This is a genomic window from Pseudonocardia petroleophila (assembly GCF_014235185.1).
In the GTDB taxonomy this organism is placed as follows: domain Bacteria; phylum Actinomycetota; class Actinomycetes; order Mycobacteriales; family Pseudonocardiaceae; genus Pseudonocardia; species Pseudonocardia petroleophila.
Genome location: NZ_CP060131.1, coordinates 115,238 through 135,706, shown reverse-complemented (window position 1 = coordinate 135,706; position 20,469 = coordinate 115,238). Strand labels below are relative to the sequence as shown.

The following is a 20,469-nucleotide window of genomic DNA, read 5'->3' as shown; positions in this document are numbered from 1 at the left end:
CCATCCGATGTCGGCGCGCATGGCAGGTAGAAACGACTCTCGTGGAAGGTGGGCGAGCCGATGGGCTACCTCGACAACCTGATCATCAACACCGACAACTACAAGCACTGCCACTACCCGCTGTACCCCCCGGGCACCGAGTACGTCTCGAGCTACATCGAGTCCCGCGGCGGCGACTGGCCGGTGACCCAGTTCGTCGGGTTGCAGGCGTACCTGCGTGAGTACCTGATGCGCCCGATCACGCTCGAGGACATCGACGAGGCCGAGTTCGTCACGCGCGAGCAGGGCATGCACTTCAATCGCGACAACTGGCTCGGCATCCTCAACGACCACGGCGGTTACCTGCCCGTCGAGATCGAGGCCGTGCCGGAGGGCATCGTGCTGCCGGCGCGCAACGTCCTCGTCCAGCTGATCAACACCGACCCGAAGTACTTCTGGGCCACCAGCTTCTTCGAGACCGCCCTGCTGCGCGCCGTCTGGTACCCGACGACGATCGGCACGGTCAGCTGGCTGTCGAAGATGGTCATCAAGGAGGCGCTGGCCCGCACCTCGGACAACCCCCACCTGATCCGCAACATCCTGCACGACTACGGCGCGCGCGGGGTGAGCTCCCAGCAGTCCGCCGCACTGGGCGGCCTGGCGCACCTGGTCAACTTCGACCAGTCCGACACGGTCCCCGGCATCCTGGCGGCCAAGCACTTCTACAACGCGGGCAAGGTCTCCAACTCGGGCCCGAACTCCGAGCACGCCGGCTTCTGCGCCTGGGGCCGCGGGAACGAGGCCGACGCGCTGCGGAACATGCTCACCATCTACGCCGCGAGCGGCGTCGCGCTCCTGCTCAGCGACACCTACGACCACGAGAACTGCGTCAAGAAGATCATCGGTGTCGAGCTGAAGGAGCAGATCCGGAGCTTCCCGGGCCTGGTCGGGATCCGGCCCGACTCCGGCGACATCGTCCAGGTCACCGCGGACACCACCGAGTGGCTGATGGAGGCCTTCGGCTACGAGGTCAACTCGAAGGGCTTCAAGATCCTCCCGCCCTACATCCGGGTCGTGCAGGGCGACGGGGTGAACTTCTACAGCCTCCCGCAGGTGTACATGGAGCTCGAGCGCCGTGGGCTCGCCGCCGACAACGCGGTCTTCGGGATGGGCGGTGGCCTGCTGCAGCACTGGAACCGCGACACGATGAACTTCGGGCAGAAGGCGTCGGCGGTGTGCGTGAACGGCGAGTGGCGCGACATCGCCAAGCAGCCGACCGGGGCGTCGTTCAAGACCTCCAAGGCGGGCCGCCTGGCGCTGAAGTACGAGAACGGCACCTACGTCACCGTGCCGAAGGGGTCCATCCCGGAGTCGGAGAACGTGCTGACGCCGGTGTTCCGCAACGGCAAGCTGCTCAAGAAGTGGGACTTCACCGACCTCATCGCCCACGCCGAGCGGGAGGTCCCGGAGTCGTACTACATCAGCCACGTCGGACAGATGCGCACCGTGGTCAACGAGGCCGCCGTGGCCGCGTCGGCCTGATGCACGCCCGCGGCGCCGTCGCGGCCGACCCCCCGGCCGCGACGGCACCGCTCACGCCGACCACTGGAGCCTGTGCGATGACCCGGACCCACCTGCACGTGTTCGACATGGACGGCACCCTCCTGCGCGGAGCCGGCTCGGTCGAGCTCGCCCGGCACCTGGGGACCTTCGAGCCGGCCGACCGGATCGAGCAGGCGTGGCTGCGCGGCGAGATCACCGACGTGCAGTTCTGGGAGCGGATGCTGCCGCTCTGGGCCGACGTCAGCGAGGCCGAGATCGACGCCGCGTTCGCCGCCGCGGCCTGGATGGACGGCGTCCGCGAGGTCTTCGCCGACATCCGTGCCCGGGGCGAGCACATCGCCGTCATCTCGCAGTCCCCGCACTTCTTCGTCCGGCGGCTGGAGGGGTGGGGCGCCCACCGCACCTTCGGGTCCGACGTGGTCCCCAACACCCCGACCCGGAAGGAACGGCTCCTCACGCTGCAGCACAAGGTCGACATCACCCTGGCGCTGCTCGACGAGCTCGGGATCACCGACCGGGAGTGCGTGGCGTACGGCGACTCGACCTCGGACACCCTGCTGTTCGCGCGGCTGCCGCACTCGGTGGGGGTCAACTGCACCGCCCGGCTGCGGGAGAGCGCCGCGGTGTGCTTCGAGGGGGACGACCTCCGCGGCGCGTACGCCCTGGGCCGGCAGCTGCTCGACGGCGCGCGGGCCGGTCGCGGGTGCCCGGCGTGACGGCCGGGACCGCGCCCCTGCGGCCGGGTCCGACGAGCATGCGGTTCAGCCACGACAAGCGGCTCATGCTGTTCGCGGGCCGCGCCAACCCCGCCCTGGCCTCGGCCATCGCCGGCCGCCTCGGCGTCGAGCTCGGTCCGGTGACCCTGCGGACCTTCTCCAACGACGAGGTGTACTGCCGCTACACCGACTCCATCCGCGGCGCGGACGTGTTCATCGTCCAGCCGATGTGCGGCAACCCCGCCACCGGCCTCAACTCCAACGACGCGCTGCTCGAGCTGCTCGTCATGATCGACGCCGCGGTCGGGGCCAGCGCGCACCGGGTGATCGCGGTGACCCCCTGGTACGGCTACTCCCGCCAGGACAAGAAGTCCGCCCCGCGCGAACCCATCTCCGCCCGGCTGGTGGCGCGCATGCTCGAGTCCGCCGGGGTGGACCGGGTCCTGACCATGGACCTGCACGCGGGCCAGCTGCAGGGCTTCTTCTCCCGGCCGGTCGACCACATGACCGCGCTGATGATGCTCGCCGACCACTTCCGCGGCCTCGAGGCGGATCCCGGGGAGCTCGTCGTGGTCGCACCCGACGCGGGACGGGTCAAGCTCAACAAGCAGTTCGCCACCCGCATGGGTGCCGGGCTCGCCATCCTGGACAAGGAACGCCCCCGCCAGCAGGTCGCCGAGATCGGGCACGTGATCGGTGACGTGCGCGGCCGCACCGCGATCATCGTCGACGACATCATCGACACCGCCGGCACGCTGCGGGCGGCCGGCGAGGCCGTCGTCCGGGCCGGTGCCCGGCGGGTGTTCGCCGCCGCGACGCACCCCGTGCTGAGCGGGCGCGCGCACGAGAACCTCGCGGTCGCGCCGTTCGAGCGCATCGTCGTCACCGACACCATCCCGCTGCGCCCCGGCGTCCCCGGCAACGTCGACGTCGTCTCCTGCGCGCCGCTGCTGGCCGACTCCATCCACCGCATCTTCACCGACGACTCCGTCAGCGAGGTCTTCGGCGGCAACAACCACCTGTTCTGAACGGCTGCGCCGTGCCGACGACCGGACCGTCCCCGTCAGGCCCGCCCGCCCGCCCCTGCCCGTACGCACCGACACCGGAGAACCCATGCCCGTCATGACGGACCCGCTGGACCTGCTCGACACCGCCTCGCTGCTCTCGGAGGAGGAGCGGGACATCCAACGGACGGTGCGCGACTTCCTCGACGACCGGGCCCGCCCGCACGTCGCCGGGTGGTACGACTCCGCGACCTTCCCCCGCGACCTCGTGCCCGAGCTCGGCAAGCTCGGGCTGCTCGGCATGCACCTCTACGGCTACGGCTGCGCGGGCACGAACGCCGTCAGCTACGGCCTGGCCTGCCTGGAGCTGGAGGGGGTCGACTCCGGCCTGCGCAGCTTCGTCTCCGTGCAGGGCTCGCTGTCGATGTTCTCGATCTGGCGGTGGGGGTCGGAGGAGCAGAGGACGGAGTGGCTCCCGCGGCTCGCCGCGGGCGAGGCCGTCGGCTGCTTCGGGCTGACCGAGCCCGACTTCGGTTCCGACCCCGCGGGGATGCGCACCCGGGCGGTCCGCGACGGCGGCGACTGGGTGCTCAACGGCTCCAAGACGTGGATCACGAACGGCGGCCTCGCCGACGTCGCGACGGTGTGGGCCCGGACCGACGACGGCATCCGCGGCTTTCTCGTCCCCCGCGGCACCCCCGGTTTCACGACGACCGACATCACGCAGAAGCTGTCCCTGCGCGCGTCGGTGACCTCGTCGCTGCACCTGCAGGACGTGCGCCTGCCGGCCTCGGCGATGCTGCCGGAGGCCCGGGGCCTGCGCGGTCCGCTGGCCTGCCTGAACGAGGCACGGTTCGGGATCCTGTTCGGAGCCGTCGGGGCCGCCCGCGACAGCCTGCGCGCGGCACTGGGGTACGCGGACTCGCGCATCCAGTTCGACCGGCCGATCAGCGCCTTCCAGCTGACGCAGAAGAAGCTGGCCGACATGGCGGTCGCGCTCAACTCCGCCATGCTGCTGGCCCTGCACCTCGGCCGGTTGAAGGACCGGCACGAGCTCCGCGCCGAGCAGGTCAGCGTGGGCAAGCTCAACAACGTGCGCGAGGCGATCGCCATCGCGCGGGAGTGCCGCACCATCCTCGGCGGCAGCGGCATCTCGGGGGAGTACTCGCCGCTGCGCCACGCCAGCAACCTCGAGTCGGTCCGCACCTACGAGGGCACCGACGAGGTGCACACGCTGGTCATCGGCCAGGCGCTCACGGGTCGGGCGGCGTACCGGTGACGGCGGCGCGCGGGTCCGTCCTGCGGCTGGTGGGCGCGGTGCGCGGCCTCCGGCCGTCGTGGGACCAGGTCGCGTGGGCCGTCCGGCACTCGTCACGGGCCTGGGTCGCGGGGCCCCGCGTCCGACACGACGGGGCGCCGCACGGAGCGGGACGGGAGACCCGATGACGACGATCACGAGCCTGTGCGTGTTCTGCGGCTCGAACACCGGCCGCGGGCCGCGGTACGTCGACGGCGCCCGACGGCTCGGGCGGCACCTCGCCGACGAGGGCATCGCCGTCGTCTACGGCGGCGCGAGCGTCGGCACGATGGGAACGCTGGCGGACGCCGCCCTCGAGGCCGGCGGAACGGTGATCGGGGTGATCCCGCGTCAGCAGACCGGCCAGGAGATGGCCCACCGGGGTCTGACGCAGCTGCACGTCGTCGAGTCGATGCACGAGCGCAAGGCGAAGATGATCGAACTCGCCGACGGGTTCATCGCGCTCCCGGGCGGGCTCGGCACCCTGGAGGAGTTCGCCGAGGTCCTCACGTGGTCCCAGCTCGGCATCCACTCGCTGCCGACGGGCCTGCTCGACACCGACGGGTACTACGGGCACTTCCTCGCCTTCCTCGACCACGCCGTGGCCGAGGGGTTCCTCCGCCCGGCCGACCGCGAGCTCGTCCTGGCCGGGGAGGACCCCGCGACCCTCCTGGACGCGCTGCGGAACTGGGAGCCGGCCGGCGAACGGCAGTGGCGGCCGGTGGAGTGAACGCCGCGGAACGACCAGCAGGCCAGGGCTGCACGGCTCCGGCCTGCCGGTGCGGTGCGCGGTCGTGGCCGTGGGACTCGGGCCCGCCGCTCGGACGCCGAGGCGGTGGCCAGGGTCGCGTGCCGCGGCGAGGCTCCTGATCCCGCACCGTCGTGAGCAGCGTCCGGCGCGTCGACCTGCGCCGCGGGGAGGAGCAGGCGGCGGGGGAGCGGGTCGTCACCGGGTTCCGCGACGACCGGTTCCCCGAGCTGAAGGGCTGAGCGGCCCGCGGGCCACGTGTGCCCGCCGCGGGTCCCCGGGGCCGGATCGCCGGGTAGCGTTCCTCCTCTGTCCGAGCCCTGTGCTGTCGGCGGGGCTCACGCTGGCGACCCGGGCGAGGAGGGTGGCGCGTGCGCTACTGGACGACGGTCGACCGGCCGGTCGGCGAGCAGTTCAGCTACTGGCGCGAGGTCATCTGCGAGGCGTTCACGCCGCTCGCCGCGGAGCGGCGGTCGGCGCATCGTCCCGCTGGTCCGCGGCAACCGGGGATCGAGAGCTGGGTGCGGTCGGACGCGCTGACGGCGACCAACTGCGCGGAGGTCGTCTCGGCGACGCAGCTGATCACGCACGGTGAGGCCGAGGTCCGCCGCACCGACTCCGACCACGTCTTCGTCAACCTGCAGCTGCGGGGCCACTGCGTGGGGGGCCAGGGCGACCGCACCTGCGTCGTCCGGCCGGGCGAGTTCGCGATGTTCGACACGACGGCCGAGTACCGCCTCGAGTTCATCGGCGAACCCGCGACCCACGAATGGCACGTCGTGTCCTTCCGGGTGCCGCGGACCCAGCTGATCCCGCTGCTCGCCGACCCGCACGGGTACACCGCCGTGACGCACGCCGCCGGGTCCGGGGGGCCGGCCTCCCTCGTCGCCTCCACCATGACGTCGATCTGGGGCACCCTCGATTCCCTCGACCGGGTGGGGAGGGACGCTGCCGAGGTCGCGTTCACCGCGCTGCTGGCGGCGGCAGCCGGCGGTGGCGACCAGCTGCGCGATGCCTGCCGCGACGAGCTCGACGCCTCGTTGCGGGCCGCGATCCACCGTCACGTCACGGCGAACCTGCGGCACGCGGACCTGTCCGCGGCTCGCGTGGCGCGGCGCTTCGGCATCTCGCTGCGCAAGCTCCACCGGTTGTACGAGGGCACGGGACAGGGCTACGCCCAGACCGTCATGTCGCTGCGCGTCGAGGCATGCGCACGTGAGCTCACCTCGGGAACGAGCCGATCGTTGACCGAGCTCGCCAGCAGGTGGGGTTTCTGCGATCTGTCCCACCTCAACAGGGTCTTCCGGTCCCGGTACGACTGCCTCCCGTCGCAGTACCGGAGCACTGCGCTCCCGGGCGGTGCTCCGCCCGGACCCGGGGGCCCCGTCCGCTGAGGTCCAGCCCGTCGCGCACCGCGGGTCCGGCGTCCGGACGGTGCCCGCTGCGCGGAGCAGGCCGGGACCGGGCCGTGCTCCGGGACACCCGTGCAGATCGGTCCTAGACCCGAGGCACTCCTGTTCAAGCCAGGGGCCGCAGCGGTGACGACCATCTCCTCCACGTTCGTACGCGGTGCGGACATCGAGCCGGAAGGGGAGACCGATGACTCTCGACTTCACGCTGGACGCGGATCAGATGGCGGTCCGTACGCAGGCCAGGCAGTTCGCCGAAGGGGTGCTGAGCGGCGTGGAAGCCGCGATCGCACCCCTCGCGAAGCCCGAGGAGCGCTTCTACGCCCTGCGGCCGTTCTTCCAGCAGATGGTCGACGCGGGTTTCGTCAAGGCGCTCATCCCGGCCGAGTACGGCGGCGCGCCCTTCTCCTCGCTGCAGTTCGTGCTGGCCGTCGAGGAGATCGCTCGCGTCGACGTCAACGTCGCGTCGGCGGTGCTCGGCACCGGTCTCGGGCTCTACCCGATCGTCCACTTCGGTTCGGAGGAGCAGAAGAAGCGGTTCCTCCCGCCCTTCTGCGGCTCCGACCCCAAGCTGGCCGCGATCGCGTACACCGAGGTCACCGGGGGCGCGAACTACGACAACCCCGACCCCAAGGTCGGCTTGCAGACCTTCGCCCGGATCGAGGGTGAGGAGATCGTCCTCAACGGCGCGAAGCACTACACGACCAACGCCTCTGGTTGGGAGGGCAAGGGGGCCGACCTCATCAGCGTCGTCTGTCGGACCGACCCGGCCAAGCCGCCGCAGGAGTCGCTGGCGATCGTCGTGGTCGAGCGGGGCACCCCGGGTGTGGAGATCACCGGGATGATCGACACCATCGGACACCGCGCCACGAACTCGCCCCGGGTGGAGTTCAAGGACGTGCGCGTCCCGCTGGCCAACATGATCGGGCAGCCCGGCGACGGCATGAAGATGGTCAAGGGTGCGTTCTCCTGGACCTGTGCGCCGATCGGTGCCGCCTGCGTCGGGCGGATGCGTGCCGCGTTCGAGTACGCCTACGAGTTCGCCAAGACCGACAACCGCGGCGGCCCGCACCCGGTCATCGAGTACCAGAACGCCGGCTACATGCTCGCGGACATCAAGATGCGCATCGAGGCGGCCCGGTACCTGTCGTGGAAGGCCGCGGACCACTTCGACAAGACCGGTGGGCTGGACCGCGAGCTCGCCAACATCACCAAGGTGTACGCCTCGGAGCTGTCGGTGCAGACCGTCTACGACGCGATGCGACTGGTCGGCGTCGACGGGTACGGCGACAAGACCCCGATCGCCGCCATCATGCAGGACGTCCTCTGCTTCCCCGTCTACGACGGCGGCAACATGGGCGTCCGGCGGCGTCAGCTGCACGAGATGTTCATGGAGCCCAGCTACGACCACCTGGCGCTGGCCGAGAACCGCCTCTCGACCGGCAACTGATCACCCGCAGCACGGCGTGACGGGCGTGCGGGCGACGACATCGAGCTGTCTGCGGAGGGGTCCGGCGTCACGGGCGTCGTGCAGGCCGGCGCCACCCGGGCCCAGGTCGCCACCGCGGCCGAGGACGGGAACCCGACGGCCGGCGACCTGTTCTCGTTCGAGGCCTCGAACACCGAGACGCCCACCTCGACCCGCTGGGGGCCAGGGGATCGGTGAGTCCGGGACGATCGGTTCCACACCGGCCGTGCACGACGCGGTGATCGACGCCCTCTCGCACCTGGGAGTCCGCCACGTCGACATGCCCTTGACGCCACAGGCGGTGTGGCGGGCCGTCGAGGCCGCGCGGTAGCGGGCGACGGGCCACCGCACGGGGGACTCCGGGACCGGCCGGGAGGGGGCGGTGACGTCGGGAGGCGTGGCGCGGGCGGGACGCTCGGGTGCCCCACGGGCTCGTGCTCGTCGCCGATCGGAGGCTTGACGCCCGAGGTGGTCTGAACGACCGTTCTGGTTCGCCCGTGCGCGGCCGTCGGTCGAACGACGATCCAGGAGGTGGCAGGTGATGCGGACCTGGAGCACCGACGAGCTTCCGGCCGGCGAGCAGTTCTCGTACTGGCGCGACGTCATCTGCGAGGCGTTCACCCCGCTCAGCCCTCGACGACGTGCCGAGACCTCCGCCGGTGGCCTCCGCGGGTGGGTGCGGTCCTCACCGCTGAGCAGCACGAACTGCGCCGCGATCGGTTCGACGGCGCAGAAGCACGTCCACGGCGCTGCCGAGGTGAGGCGGACGCCGGCCGATTCGGTGTTCGTCAACCTGGTCCTGTCCGGTGTGTGCGTGGGTGAGCAGCGCGGCCGGACGTGCGAGCTGAGGGCGGGCGAGTTCGGCATGTTCGACGCCACGGAGCCGTTCAGCCTCGACTACGTCGAGGACTGGGAGGTGCTGTCCTTCCGCGTCCCTCGGGAGAAGCTCCTGCCCCTGCTCGCTCGCCCGGAGGGGGCCACCGCCGTGACGCACTCCGGTGCCCGACCGTCCACCGCCGCCGTCATCGCCATGATGCGAACCGTCTGGCAGACCGTGGACGGCCTCGACGTCCCGACGGCGACAGCGATGGACGACGCGTTCGCCTCCGTCCTCGCCGCAGCGGTGGGCGGGTCCCCGGACGTCCGTCCGCAGTGCCGGGCGGACGCGGAGGCGGCCCTGCGCGGGGCGATCAACCGGCACATCCTCGCCTCCCTCCGATGGGGCGACCTGTCGGCCGCCGCCGTCGCGGCGCGGTTCGAGATCTCCGTGCGCAAGCTCCACGCCCTCTACGAGGACCACGCCCTGACCTACGGTCAGCAGGTGAGGCGGATGCGGGTCGAGGCGTGCGCCCGGGACGTCGCCGACGCTGGACGGGGCACCTCGTTGACGGCGATCGCGGCACGATGGGGCTTCAGCGACCTCTCACACCTCAACCGGGTGTTCAGGGCGGAACTCGGCTGCTCACCCTCCGAGTACCGGGCGAGCCGGAGAACGGGTGCCGCCGTACCCGGAGGAGGACCGCCGGCCACCGCGACGCGGCGTCGGGGCCACCGATAGGTGGGACGCCCACGCGCCTCGTGCGTCGAGGTGGTGGACCGGGTCGGGGCCATCTCCGTCAGGCGGGGTAGCCGGCCTCGGTGAGGGCGGCTGTGGCGATCGTCATGTCGTCGCTGTAGTGCCCGCCCGACACCCCGAGACCGCCGACGACGGCGCCGTCGACCGTGATGGGGTAGCAGCCGCCGAAGACCACGAGGCGTGCGGTGTGGACGATGCCGTCCGCGAGGGGTGCGTCGTCCTTGATGACGTCGTGCCTCTGGTGCGACGCCATGCCGAAGGACGCCGCGGTGGAGGCCTTGTCCTGGGCGATCTGCACGGTGAGCAGGGCGGCGCCGTCCATCCGGACGAAGCCCTTGAGGACGCCGGCGTTGTCGACCACGGCGATCGTGCGGGCCTGGCCGTGCGACCGGGACGCGGCCACCGCCGCGTCGAGGAGGGTGCGGGTGAGGGTGGTGCTGACCGTGGGAGGGGCGAAGGTCGGGCCGGTGGACATCGGATCACCTTTCGTGGGTTCGGGACGGGAGTGCGTCGAGCCGGCGGAACCGGCTTGCGTGCACGACGAGGGGGGAGACCGATCCGGACGTGCCGCAGTCGTCGATCCGCAGCAGCGCGATGACGTGGTCGCCTGCGGGGTGCTCGGCCTCGAGCGTGCAGTCGAACCAGGCACACGGATCCGACAGGAAGACCGAGCCCGACCCGGCGGTGCTGATATCCAGTCCCGCGAACCGGTCGCCGGCTCCCGACGAGAGCTGCAGGCCCGCCGGGCCGTGGTGCTCGCCGAGGATGGTGGGTCGAGCGAGACCGGGGTGAAGGTGCTGACCGTCATGCCGACCGGCTCGCCCCCGTGGCGACCGCACACGGCCGCGACACCACTGGGGACGGCGCCGAAGACCGTCCGCAGATCCGCGGTGGTCTCAGACCGCACTCGCGCCCCCGTCGACCATCATCGCGTTGGCGGTGAAGAACGAGCTCTCGTCGCTCGCCAGCGACAGCGCCGCCGCGCCCGGAGAGACGGTGTGCCTGCACCGACGCACGGACGACCAGGCGGTGCTGTGCCTCGGGATCGAGAGCGAGCGGCACGTCCTGCGCCACGTCATCCGCATCGGGGACGCCCACCCCCTGGTCCGCGGGGCGGCGGGCAACGCGGTGCTGGCGCACCTGGATCCCGCCGTGCGCGCGGCGATCGTCGATCGGGCGGGCCTGTCGGACACCGAGCGGACGGAACTCGGGGATCGGCTGCGGCGGATCGTCGACCGGGGATACGCCGTCTCGTACGGGGAGAACCACCCTGGACTGTTCGGATTCGCCGCCCCGGTCCTCTCCCCGGCGGGTGGGGAGCCCGAGCTGGCCGTCAGCGTGTCCGGGCCGGAGCAGCGGTGGGGGGAGGACGACGCGCGGACGCACGCCGACGCCCTCCGCGCGTGCTGCTCGCAGATCTCCTACGCCGTCGACTCCGCGGTCCCGTAGTCCGGTCGGCCGGATCCCGTGAACGAACAACAGGCCAGAGCGAGACGCTCTGGCCTGTCGGGTGGTGCGCCGTCAGGGACTTGAACCCCGAACCCGCTGTTCGGGAGCATGGTCAGCGACGGTGATCTATGAACCCCGTCCTTGCTGGTCAGCGGGCCTGGCCCGAGCGGTTGATCATGCGCCGTGCGCAGTGATGCGTGCCGGTGCCGCGCCGTAAGCGGCAAGGTTCCTGGCGGGCAACGGTGCGCCTGCCGCAGGTTGGAGTGAGGGGGCCGGCTGCAGGGGCGCCGCAGCCATGAACGCCGACTGGCTTGACTTATGACCCTGTGGGGTCGACCAGCCGGGCGGCCATCTACCCGCAACGATATGGTTCGCGCCATGGACGCTGCGGTGCCTCAATCAGCCATCCTCCCTCGGAGGATCTCGGCGCAGCGCAGGTTTCGAGCGAATGACTGATCCAACCGCTGTCTTTCATCGGGTTCGACAGCTTGTGCCCAGCGACCAAGAGCTGGTCTATGTGACAGATGACACATTGGTCACAGAAGCGATCACGTTAATGCACGGTGGCGGTTACGATCAGTTGCCTGTCGTGGCGGGTGACGAGATTCTTGGCGTATTTAGCTTTCGCGAGTTCGCCCTCCGCTTGAATTCGCAGCCCCAACTTTTGAAACACGGATTAAAATCCTTAGTTGTTGAAGACTTCGTAGAAGAAGTGCCACTCGTACGTGAGACCGACAGGCTGGACTTCGCAGTCCGACAATTACGCAGCAGTGGGACGGTTCTGGTCGGCGATCAGAACTCGCTTCTGGCGATTCTGACTGGCGAGGATTTAGTGGCTTATCTTCATCGCCTGGCCGAACCCTACATCCTGGTGCAAGAAATCGAACTTGGAGTTAGAGCATTAATTGAGAGTTGTGCCAACGAAACCGTAATGAGCGGTGCAATCAAGAATGCACTTTCAAGTAAGTATAGCGCTGATCTGTCGCGGATGCCGGTTCGAATCGAAGATCTGACCTACGATGAGCAAATAAATGTGGTTGTGAACGGACGAAACTACCCTCTATTTCAGCCTGCGTTCGGACGCCATGCCGATGCCGTGGGTCTGCAATTGCGTCCAGTCGGTGATCTTCGGAATGCCGTCTTCCACTTTCGTAGACCGCTCGCGGTTGTCGAGGTTGAACTTCTGGTGGAAACCCGAGACTGGGTTCTGCGACGTTGTCGTCGATTTAGTGCAAGACTAAAGGGTGGTGACGAGAATGTCGCCTAGCGACATTGAAATCAGTCTGCGCGCCGCACTAGATGGTGAGACGGGTCGACGACGGGTGCTCCACATGCTCGTGAGGCCGCAAATTGGATTCTACTCGGGCCTGGCGCAGGTGGTGGGCGAGCTGGGCAGGTCGGGGATCCATGTCTGGGTATGCCGAACTCGTAGCGAGGTTGCACAGCTTTCCTCTCGGCTGAGCGCTTCTGGTGCGCTCGTCTACACCCCTCACTCGTCTATGGAGCTACGTGCACTTCGGAATAAGTGGGCGCATGGTCTAAATGGAAGCTCAGGTATTATAGTTGGGACCGCGGCATTGCTGCTCGGCCGAACGGGGGCAGAATTATCTCTTGTGCTTCCTCGGGTTCGGCTGCTGATCCTAGGGATTGGTCTTGCTGGCAACGAGAGAGCACTGGCGCATCCTCTCACTGCATCGGCAGATACGATAGTGCAGGTTTCCGACTCATCATATGATTTGTTGGCGTTTGCCACTTCATACGATGGAAGAGAGCCGGAGATCCATGACTTTCGCCCAACTGTCGCAGAGATTTCGCAAGCCCTCAACATTGAGTGGGTCAGCTTTGAGCGCTCGACAGAGGAACTTGACTTCTTGGGGGCGCTCCCCGCGACCTTTTTGCGAGCGGCAGCATCTAGTCGGGGCGCCCTGCGTCAGCAGCTAGAGTCTGTGGTCGAGCCCTCTGAAGGCGTCTTGAGCAACATGTCCGAGCCAGGAACGACCCCATCTGAGATCGATCTCGAAGAGCTTCTTTTCCGGCTTGACGATCTGCCGGTCGACCCGCGCGTAAGAGCGATAGTCGACATCAGTAGCGGTATGTCCGGGTTAACAGTCGTACCCCTTCTTCGACGAAGAAGCGTTCAATACTTCGGCGCGGCCCTGCGCGAGATGTTGGACCCAGGAGTTGTCATCACGGACGACGACTTCTGGCCGGATCATGTTGGCTTCTCGCTTGCAGTCGTCGGACAACGGTTCTTAGGGGTTTTGCCATTTACGGCTGACGCGTCCATCTGGGTTGACTTGCCGGCCTCAATGGAAGGTATGTTAGCGAGGCTACGAGTCGTCGGAGCTCACCACACTATCTTTATTCTTCGGCCAGTGGTTCTGACAGACGCAGAGCGCCAAGCCGTCGAACGGATAAACGGAGTTCTGCCAATAATTCCAGAGCTAATCGGACGCACCATTGGTGAACGTTACATCGAGGGATCAAACGCATTTGCCGAACTTTTCCTTGACGCATTTGGATCGGGCGTTGACTCGGAATCAGCCGAAGACTCCTGGCCAACCACCGGCTGATTCGGATCGTCAAGCTGCGGGTGGTGATCTACGAGGAGGCCACCCTCGCCACCCGCAAGGGGAAGTCCTACGACGGGGAGACGCGGGAGGAGCAGTTCGCCCGGTGGGAGGAAATGGGCCGCGAGCGGGTCACGGACGGGTTAATGCCTCTGGCTGAGCAGTTGCGCCAGCGTGCGCAGGACCCTGGGCCGGCGGCCGAGTTCTCCCCGACCGATGTCATCGAGCGCGCCGTCGCCGCCGTCGCAGAGGTGCGGCAGCACTACAGCCGCTCCGACCTGTTTCGCTCTGTGTCTGATGCGCTGCCCTGCCATCTCGGCATTGGACCCGACGACGTATGGCAGTTTCTCGACGGACTCACCGACGCCGCGATCGAGCGCGTGCAGCAGCTCGGCCTGACGGTCGACCTGGACGCGTTGCCGTCGGAGGTGCGGCTGGCCAACGGCGACTGGCTCCAGGTGGAGGTGCCCACCTCAGGCTCACCCGCCTACGCCGCGGGAGCTGGTTCCTACCGGGTGCTATCAGACGTCCGCTCAGTCTTGGTCGTCCGATGAGCTGAGAATCAGCCTAAGCACTTGTATGAGCTGATCTGTGTCAGAGTCTCCCCGCCATCGAGCAAAATAGACTTTGCTTGTCAGCTGACCAGTTGTCATTGGGTTGTTCGACCTTGTGCCTTTGGGGCTATTAGGAGAGATCACCAAACTCACAGTTGGGACACCCAGTCTCGATCGGACAATTCCCATAGCTCGCTTGAGCATTGGAACTACCATTTGGAAGACCTGTCCGAGGGACCATTTAATCTCTATAATAATAGCTAATCGAGACGATTCAATGATGGCGTCAAGCTCTGTCTTTCCCTCCGACCATGCGGTAGAGACTTGCCATTTCGTATCGGGTTGGAGGTCATCGAGTAGAGATCCGATCAGCGGAATAATCTGACGCTCGTAAGTCGCATGCCGCAACCAGCCGCCAGCTTTGGCGAAGCCCTCAACGGCTTGTTCCTGGCCGAGGAGGTCGAGTGCCCGCACTACAATCTCATCGCGTGTATCCGAGCCGGGAATCTGCACGGCTACTCGGACCCGCTGAACACCACCTGAGACGTAGGACTCAAGGACGATTCCTGCGACGGAATCCAAGCCCCAGGGGACGTCTACGAGATCCCCGGGGTTAAGAGGTATCGTCTCTTCCATCTGTGCCTCACCAGGGCTTAGCGGTGCCGAGAACTGCACCCACGTACGTCGAAACTACATCATCCATTGCGGTGGCCAATTTGTCTACCTGCGACCTCGCCTTCTTGAACGCCGCTAGGGTGCTGGCGTTATGACCAGCCGCAGCGGCTTTAGCCAGCTTGGTATCGTCGGAATGCGCAACCGCGTTCCGCGCGTCACATAGAAGTTCCAATGCCTTGTTCCATTTATGCGCTCTTGGATATTGTTGATGGAGGGCAGGCCAAAGCAGTAGACCGAATCTCTGAAAGTCGCTGCCGATGTTCCCGGGGGTTGCATTACCTCGGTCGAGCTGGCGGTTGTCAGTGAACCGGGTTGCTACTACTGTTGCCAATGTACTGTTCGTGACGCCCGCCGTTAAAGCGTCGCCTGCCAGATCGTGTAAATCTCGCGCGAATCCTTGAAACTCTGCGGCTAAGCGCAAGCTCAAAGACCAGTTGATCTGCTTTGTGCGCCATCGCCGTCCGGGGCCTGGGCCAGTAATAGCGGAGTGGGCAGCCAGGAGGTCGTCCAGATTCTGCGATCGCCGACTTGTCCAGTCGGTAAGAGCTGACGAAGGCACTTAACGATCATACATGGTGCGTCGGAGCTACACTCATCTTGTAGGGTGGAATGTCAACCCGCAAGGATCGGCTATGTGGGGGAAGGAGGAAGCTTGAACTCCAGCGAACTTCTTCGACGTTTGGGAGAGTCAAACTCCAGGGTCGTGAAGCAGTCGGATGTCGGTACGCGGTTCACATTAGAGTCCCACGGCGAGACAGAAGTGTTCATTGAGGACGTCTTGGATGTGACCCTTGGTGAGTTTGCCGCTCTAAGCGATAGTGTTCCAGCTCGAGACAATGCGGCGGTTCACTTCGACATTCTGTTCAATCGTCCAAACGAGCATCTATCATTCTTCTTCCTCCTCTTCGGAGTCGACGGCTCCATCGAGATAGAGTTCGCTGTCGATAAACCAATTCCATACCCGCTCGAGGATGTGCATTCGCTGCTTGATCTAGCGTTCATGGCAGTGTCTGGAAGCGTGAACTATGCCACGCTAAACTCAGAGGGCCGAGGAGGGGACGTTTGGATATGTCGGTTGTTCATGAACGATCTCGCTACTACTGTTAGACAAGTTGCAGATTCAGTTGTCGAAGCGCGGGCGAGTCTCGGTATAGCTGATAATCTAAGAAAAATGAGCAGTATCGCTCACGTTGTGAACCAGCTTCGCGGAGGTCGCCATCTGGAACTCATTGGGCAGCCTGAGTCTGGATGGCTTGAGTTCAAGTCCTTTGTCGATCTCGATAGCGGCGCTGCGAAGATTGAGTTGGCGCAAGATGTTTCGCGGTTCGCGAACTCCGAGAGAGCTGGACTGTTGGTCATTGGGTTTCGAACGGATAAGCGGAACGGTGAGGATGTGGCGGTCAAGCTTTCACCCCTGCCGCTATTGTCGAACTGTTCAAAACGATACGAGGACATTATTGATAGCCGAATCTACCCAGCTGTTCGCGGATTAAGTGTTGAGCAGATCGAGGTATCGCCCGACGTTTGTATTGTAGTGATATACATTCCTGCTCAGAGGGAGGACGACAAACCGTTCCTGGTCCATGGTGCGATAGTTGAGGGCAAGGTAGAACAGACGTTCTTCTCCATCGTTCGACGCCGAGGAGAAGGGTCTGTGCCGATCACTGCCCGCGAAGTCCATGCGCTCCTCTCGGTGGGCCGTCGTCGTTTGCGTCCGTAGGTTGCCTCAAGTTCTAGAATGCTGAGTTGCGCATTTCTGTGTCCATGTATTGAAAGGGTGCAGAACTTTGCTGAAGTAGAGGGTCAGATCGCTCGATCCGGGATGAACTTGGATCAGAAGCACTCCTAAAGCGACCTGAGGTCTCACGACAAGTTCATCAGCGTCTGAGATCGCCGCCCTAGACATCAGGTCGGCACAAGAAGATCCCATCTAAAACTAGATACGTTCGTTGAGTCAACGAAGACTCGGTCGGGATCGAACATGATGGCGCCTGCAGATCGGAGCCGGTCAGCATTCTGTTTGTACGCCGGATGCCGCCGTAGAGCCTTCTTGATGCACGGTGCCACGATGATCGGTGCATCTAGACCGAGCGCTTCGTTCAATAATCCGAGTGCAAGGGTGTCGCTGATACCGGCTGCCCACTTATTAAGACTATTGAATGTCAGCGGTGCTGCGATCACCACGTCTGCCGGAGGAAGTGGATCCGGTTCACCAGGTCTACGCGGATCGACACGAACCGGGTGGCCGCTGGCTTCCGCAAGGGCGTCTACGTCGACCCAGGTTGCAGCCGTCGGAGTGAGGATCGCGTAAGTAGTCCAGCCCTCCTCGATGATCAACTTGGTAAGGCGGGCTAGGTCAAGGGCGGGCGGCGCGCTGCATGCGACCACATAAGCGACTTGCTGGGTTCCTGTCATCCCTGCAGCACTCCTGCGCGTCCCGCGATAGCGCGCAGGCCGGGAGTTGCCGTACGCCGCTCCCGCTTGAGCATCTCGCGTAGCAGCTCGCGCACGAGGACGTTATAGCGCAACGTCTGTGGTGCGACCCGCTCGGCTTCAAGCAGGTTCACGACGGCCTCGGCGTCGGCGCGCCATTGGCAGTACGCCCACGCCATGTCGATGTGGACCTGCGCGCGCCGACTGAGGAGGCCGCTCGGCAGGGACGCGACGTCGACGACCTCCGCCTGCGCAATTGCGGAGGCTGCGTCGCCGAGCTCGGCTGCGGTCGAGACGCGGTGGATGGCGACGTTGGTCGGGCCGAAGGCAGTCCAGCCGTGGTTGGCGTCCTCGCCGAGTTGGTCGGCGAGCAGCTGCGCCCGCTGGAGTCGCTCCATGGCCTCACCGCGGTCGTTGCGCCGGCCTGCGATCACGGCTGCGATGAGGGTCAGTGCGCCGCGCAGCGAGAGGCCAGCGGGGGAGTCGTCGTCGAGGTTCTCGGCCGTGATGAGGGCGATGGCCTCGGCCTCGTCGAGGCGGTCGTTCTTCAAGAAGGCGCACGCGACCTGGTAGGCCGCCGCGGCACCGAGTGCTGGCGACTCGGCGTGCAGCGCGGCGCCTGCGGCCCGGTCGGCGGTGAGCCAAGCCAACTCGGCGTTGCCTACTTTCGTCACGAGCTTGGCCGCAGCGACGTAGACGCTGCTCTGCAGTTCGAGCGCGCGGCGTCGCTCGTCGCCCCGCGACTCGGCGACCAGGCCGTCGACGCTCATGATCAGCGACGGCAGGATGCGGGTCGCTGCCCCGTAGTCGGCGCTTTGGTATCGCAGGTGCACCTCGGTCGTGAGCCGCTCGATGTCCGACAGCTTCGCCGGTCGCGGGGTGGTGACGCCGAGACCCGGGTACGCGCCAAGCGCGTCTTGAATTGCTGCGAGCCCGTCCAACTCCGGATCGCCGTTCGGGGCGAGCGCGAACGGCCTGCCACTGAGGGTCTCGACCTTGACGTGCAGGACCTTCGCGATGTCGATCAGGACCGAGAGCTTGTCGACGGACCGGATGCCGCGCTCCACCTGGGACAGCCAGGACTCGGAGCGCTGGACCAGGCCGGCCAGCTGTCGCTGGCTGAGGCCGCGGCGCAGCCGGTAGATCCGGATGCGTTCCCCGATGGGACCTTCGAGCGCCATGCCCACATCCCACCTCCCAATCCCGGCTGCGACCCGCATTTTTGTGCGGCCAGCCGTTGGTGCAGGTCATCTACAAGGACGTGTTCGAGCATAGGTCCCGCTCACCCGCCGCACGGCCGAATGGTGAAGGTGGCACGGGATGACCGAGCATTGCCGCGAGACCCGAAGCGAGGGCCTGATCGTCGCGCGCCGTCTTCAGGTCCAGCTGGACCGGCTCGACGAGGCGGTCGCGGCCCTGCGCGCTACGCGTCTCCGTCAGCTAGCTGACGCTCGATCTGGTCGACTCGGGCCCGGAGAGCGCGGATCTCCTGCTCCAGGCCGCTGAGGGACGTCAGAACCGGATCTGCGCTCTCGTCCGCGTGGGGCTCGGCAGCTTCGCCGTGCAACACCTGCACGAGGTAGCCCGCCGGCCACCCCAGCGCCTCGGAAACCGCGGACAGGGTCTGCGGACGGCGGCGCCGCGGGTTCAGGTTGTGCTGTAGCTCGCGAAGCGTCGTCAGCGACACCCGGGCCCGCGACGCGATCTCCATCTGCGTCGAGCGCGTCTCGTCCAACCGGTTCTGGATCGCCCGCGCGACGGCATCCCAGTCGTCGCGCTCGCCCGGTTCTGCCACATGAGCAGCGTAGGGCCACTCACGCCACTGGCGTCGATCGACGCCATCTCCAGTAGCAACCGTGGCCGAAAGGCATCAATATTGATGTCAACTGATGCTAGTCTGCGTTCGGAGGAGAGGAGTGATCATGCGAGGTCACCGGAACGGGCCGCTGTCGACCGGCGGCGATGACGGAACGGGTGCATACCGATGAGCGCGCCGGCCCAGGCGGAGCGTGCCGGCCTGCTGATGACGGTCGAGGAGGTGGCGACGCTGTGGTTCGGCGAGGTCGGCGAGAACGGCTCGGCCAGCTCGAACTGCCAGAAGATCCGCCGCCTCATCCCCGAGGTGCTCCCGGCGCGACGAATCGGCAACCGCTGGTACGTGAGCCGAGCTGCCGCGGAGGCGTGGGCGGCCGGCGGTGATCCGGCGTCGGTGATGGCACACCCGGACACCCGCGAGCAGCGCGCGGGGGTGTGGTAGCCATGCCGGGCGCCGGAATCCTGATCTTCTTCGCCGTCGTGGGCGCCGTGATCTGCGCAAAGGCGCGGGTCCCCGGAGGTGCGATCGCGTTCGCCCTGATCGCGCTCGTGCTGTTCATCGGGACCCCGGCCGGTGCCGGGCTGCCCGAGATGGTGTCGGACTTCATGACGGCCGTCGGGTCCGCGTCCGAGCCGCTGACCGGTGAGTCGGGAGCGGTGGGGTGACCGCGGCCATGACCACCGAGACGCGGGACTGGCGTCGGCACGCCGGGTGCCGAACCGAGGACCCGGAAGCGTTCTTCCCCGCCGCCGAGGTCGGCCCGGCCTACGAAGAGCAGGTCGCGGCCGCGAAGGCCGTCTGCGCCGTGTGCCCGGTCCGGAGCGTCTGCCTCGAGTTCGCCCTGACTGCGCTCGCGCACGGGATCGCCGGCGGTCTGACTGCCGACGAGCGGCGGGCCCTGCGCACCGCGGGCCCGTACGTCGACGCGATGGGCCGCCCGATCGGCGCCGGCCGCGACGACACAGCCGCGGTGGGCCGGGCTCAGCTCGCTGCCGGCCGCCGCGGCCGGGTCGTGCAGCACGAGTTCGGGGCGTCGCGGCGCACCGTCGAGCGCTGGGCGGCGCAGGCCAGTGCCGCGCGTCAGCAGGAGCGGGACGCGGGGGAGGGGAGCCGCGGCGGCAACCGGGCTCCCCTCCAGACCTCCCAGCAGCACAACACCCAGGCAGGGACTCGAACCACGGAAGGAGACCGACCCTAGTGAACGCAACGGAC

General features: G+C 66.9%; 21 protein-coding genes and 1 pseudogene. 16 read left to right on the top strand and 6 right to left on the bottom strand.

Annotated elements, in window-relative coordinates; genetic code table 11:
* Positions 1–48: 48 nt before the first annotated feature.
* From H6H00_RS00640 to H6H00_RS00605, 8 genes are all read left to right on the top strand, one after another.
* The gene (locus H6H00_RS00640; protein WP_255425499.1) at positions 49–1,521 is read left to right on the top strand and encodes a nicotinate phosphoribosyltransferase; all 1,473 of its coding nucleotides are present in this window, start codon (positions 49–51) and stop codon (positions 1,519–1,521) included.
* 77 nt (positions 1,522–1,598) lie between these two features.
* The gene (locus H6H00_RS00635; RefSeq protein WP_221775739.1) at positions 1,599–2,258 is read left to right on the top strand and encodes an HAD family hydrolase; all 660 of its coding nucleotides are present in this window, start codon (positions 1,599–1,601) and stop codon (positions 2,256–2,258) included.
* Positions 2,255–3,286, top strand: a complete 1,032-nt coding sequence (locus H6H00_RS00630) for a ribose-phosphate diphosphokinase (RefSeq protein WP_255425498.1) — start codon at positions 2,255–2,257, stop codon at positions 3,284–3,286. The genes H6H00_RS00635 and H6H00_RS00630 overlap by 4 nt, the downstream gene beginning before the upstream one ends.
* Positions 3,287–3,371: 85 nt before the next feature.
* Positions 3,372–4,541, top strand: coding sequence for an acyl-CoA dehydrogenase family protein (locus tag H6H00_RS00625; protein WP_379539923.1), 1,170 nt, complete (start codon positions 3,372–3,374; stop codon positions 4,539–4,541).
* A gap of 163 nt (positions 4,542–4,704) precedes the next feature.
* Positions 4,705–5,289 (top strand): LOG family protein, encoded by a 585-nt coding sequence (locus H6H00_RS00620; RefSeq protein WP_379539921.1) that lies wholly within the window; start codon positions 4,705–4,707, stop codon positions 5,287–5,289.
* A 389-nt stretch (positions 5,290–5,678) separates the two neighbouring features.
* On the top strand, positions 5,679–6,701 hold the full coding sequence (locus H6H00_RS00615) for a helix-turn-helix domain-containing protein (protein ID WP_185719458.1): 1,023 nt from the start codon (positions 5,679–5,681) through the stop codon (positions 6,699–6,701).
* 205 nt (positions 6,702–6,906) lie between these two features.
* Positions 6,907–8,166 carry an acyl-CoA dehydrogenase family protein gene (locus H6H00_RS00610; protein ID WP_185719457.1) on the top strand — a complete coding sequence of 420 codons (1,260 nt, stop codon included), beginning with the start codon at positions 6,907–6,909 and terminating at the stop codon, positions 8,164–8,166.
* A gap of 559 nt (positions 8,167–8,725) precedes the next feature.
* Complete coding sequence (locus H6H00_RS00605; RefSeq protein WP_185719456.1) at positions 8,726–9,742, top strand: AraC-like ligand-binding domain-containing protein; 1,017 nt, start codon at positions 8,726–8,728, stop codon at positions 9,740–9,742.
* A 58-nt stretch (positions 9,743–9,800) separates the two neighbouring features.
* On the opposite strand, the gene H6H00_RS00600 is transcribed toward H6H00_RS00605, so the two are convergent.
* From H6H00_RS00600 to H6H00_RS32720, 3 genes and pseudogenes are all read right to left on the bottom strand, one after another.
* Positions 9,801–10,235, bottom strand: a complete 435-nt coding sequence (locus H6H00_RS00600) for a GlcG/HbpS family heme-binding protein (protein WP_185719455.1) — start codon at positions 10,233–10,235, stop codon at positions 9,801–9,803.
* Positions 10,236–10,239: 4 nt separating this feature from the next.
* A complete protein-coding gene (locus tag H6H00_RS32725; protein ID WP_221775738.1) occupies positions 10,240–10,599 on the bottom strand; it encodes a flavin reductase family protein in 360 nt (119 codons plus the stop codon).
* Positions 10,572–10,667, bottom strand: a pseudogene (locus H6H00_RS32720) (oxidoreductase); the annotation flags it as partial. The gene H6H00_RS32725 and the pseudogene H6H00_RS32720, both read right to left, overlap by 28 nt.
* Before the next feature lie 32 nt (positions 10,668–10,699).
* Here H6H00_RS32720 and H6H00_RS00590 point away from each other — a divergent pair.
* From H6H00_RS00590 to H6H00_RS00570, 5 genes are all read left to right on the top strand, one after another.
* Positions 10,700–11,209, top strand: a complete 510-nt coding sequence (locus H6H00_RS00590) for an IclR family transcriptional regulator (protein ID WP_185719454.1) — start codon at positions 10,700–10,702, stop codon at positions 11,207–11,209.
* A gap of 448 nt (positions 11,210–11,657) precedes the next feature.
* Positions 11,658–12,476 (top strand): CBS domain-containing protein, encoded by an 819-nt coding sequence (locus tag H6H00_RS00585; RefSeq protein WP_185719453.1) that lies wholly within the window; start codon positions 11,658–11,660, stop codon positions 12,474–12,476.
* Positions 12,477–12,918: 442 nt separating this feature from the next.
* Positions 12,919–13,782, top strand: a complete 864-nt coding sequence (locus H6H00_RS00580; protein ID WP_185719452.1) for a hypothetical protein — start codon at positions 12,919–12,921, stop codon at positions 13,780–13,782.
* Positions 13,783–13,805: 23 nt separating this feature from the next.
* A complete protein-coding gene (locus H6H00_RS00575; protein WP_185719451.1) occupies positions 13,806–14,333 on the top strand; it encodes a hypothetical protein in 528 nt (175 codons plus the stop codon).
* A 1,378-nt stretch (positions 14,334–15,711) separates the two neighbouring features.
* Positions 15,712–16,728, top strand: coding sequence for an AlbA family DNA-binding domain-containing protein (locus H6H00_RS00570; RefSeq protein ID WP_185719450.1), 1,017 nt, complete (start codon positions 15,712–15,714; stop codon positions 16,726–16,728).
* Between the two features lie 185 nt (positions 16,729–16,913).
* On the opposite strand, the gene H6H00_RS00565 is transcribed toward H6H00_RS00570, so the two are convergent.
* The 3 genes from H6H00_RS00565 to H6H00_RS00555 all read right to left on the bottom strand — a co-directional run bounded on the left by H6H00_RS00565 (position 16,914) and on the right by H6H00_RS00555 (position 19,236).
* Positions 16,914–17,423: a flavoprotein gene (locus tag H6H00_RS00565; protein ID WP_185719449.1), complete on the bottom strand. Its 510-nt coding sequence runs from the start codon at positions 17,421–17,423 to the stop codon at positions 16,914–16,916.
* Positions 17,420–18,622 (bottom strand): helix-turn-helix domain-containing protein, encoded by a 1,203-nt coding sequence (locus tag H6H00_RS00560; RefSeq protein ID WP_185719448.1) that lies wholly within the window; start codon positions 18,620–18,622, stop codon positions 17,420–17,422. The genes H6H00_RS00565 and H6H00_RS00560 overlap by 4 nt, the downstream gene beginning before the upstream one ends.
* A gap of 242 nt (positions 18,623–18,864) precedes the next feature.
* The gene (locus H6H00_RS00555) at positions 18,865–19,236 is read right to left on the bottom strand and encodes an XRE family transcriptional regulator (RefSeq protein WP_185719447.1); all 372 of its coding nucleotides are present in this window, start codon (positions 19,234–19,236) and stop codon (positions 18,865–18,867) included.
* A 189-nt stretch (positions 19,237–19,425) separates the two neighbouring features.
* On the opposite strand from H6H00_RS00555, the gene H6H00_RS00550 reads away from it, so the two are divergent.
* Genes H6H00_RS00550 through H6H00_RS32950 form a run of 3 tightly spaced genes read left to right on the top strand, consistent with a single transcriptional unit; the run spans position 19,426 to position 20,455 of the window.
* Entirely contained in the window at positions 19,426–19,698 is a 273-nt protein-coding gene (locus H6H00_RS00550) for a hypothetical protein (RefSeq protein WP_185719446.1), read from the top strand.
* Positions 19,699–19,700: 2 nt separating this feature from the next.
* Positions 19,701–19,922, top strand: a complete 222-nt coding sequence (locus tag H6H00_RS00545; protein WP_185719445.1) for a hypothetical protein — start codon at positions 19,701–19,703, stop codon at positions 19,920–19,922.
* An 8-nt stretch (positions 19,923–19,930) separates the two neighbouring features.
* Positions 19,931–20,455, top strand: a complete 525-nt coding sequence (locus H6H00_RS32950) for a WhiB family transcriptional regulator (RefSeq protein ID WP_185719444.1) — start codon at positions 19,931–19,933, stop codon at positions 20,453–20,455.
* The last annotated feature ends 14 nt before the right edge of the window (positions 20,456–20,469 follow it).

Excerpts from the sequence above, each read along its gene's own strand:
- H6H00_RS00565 (WP_185719449.1), bottom strand. The coding sequence starts at position 17,423 with ATGACAGGAACCCAGCAAGTCGCTTATGTGGTCGCATGCAGCGCGCCG.
- H6H00_RS00560 (WP_185719448.1), bottom strand. The coding sequence starts at position 18,622 with ATGGCGCTCGAAGGTCCCATCGGGGAACGCATCCGGATCTACCGGCTG.
- H6H00_RS00610 (WP_185719457.1), top strand. The coding sequence starts at position 6,907 with ATGACTCTCGACTTCACGCTGGACGCGGATCAGATGGCGGTCCGTACG.
- H6H00_RS00600 (WP_185719455.1), bottom strand. The coding sequence starts at position 10,235 with ATGTCCACCGGCCCGACCTTCGCCCCTCCCACGGTCAGCACCACCCTC.
- H6H00_RS00550 (WP_185719446.1), top strand. The coding sequence starts at position 19,426 with ATGAGCGCGCCGGCCCAGGCGGAGCGTGCCGGCCTGCTGATGACGGTC.
- H6H00_RS00545 (WP_185719445.1), top strand. The coding sequence starts at position 19,701 with ATGCCGGGCGCCGGAATCCTGATCTTCTTCGCCGTCGTGGGCGCCGTG.
- H6H00_RS00605 (WP_185719456.1), top strand. The coding sequence starts at position 8,726 with ATGCGGACCTGGAGCACCGACGAGCTTCCGGCCGGCGAGCAGTTCTCG.
- H6H00_RS00625 (WP_379539923.1), top strand. The coding sequence starts at position 3,372 with ATGCCCGTCATGACGGACCCGCTGGACCTGCTCGACACCGCCTCGCTG.
- H6H00_RS00585 (WP_185719453.1), top strand. The coding sequence starts at position 11,658 with ATGACTGATCCAACCGCTGTCTTTCATCGGGTTCGACAGCTTGTGCCC.
- H6H00_RS00635 (WP_221775739.1), top strand. The coding sequence starts at position 1,599 with ATGACCCGGACCCACCTGCACGTGTTCGACATGGACGGCACCCTCCTG.
- H6H00_RS00620 (WP_379539921.1), top strand. The coding sequence starts at position 4,705 with ATGACGACGATCACGAGCCTGTGCGTGTTCTGCGGCTCGAACACCGGC.
- H6H00_RS32950 (WP_185719444.1), top strand. The coding sequence starts at position 19,931 with ATGACCACCGAGACGCGGGACTGGCGTCGGCACGCCGGGTGCCGAACC.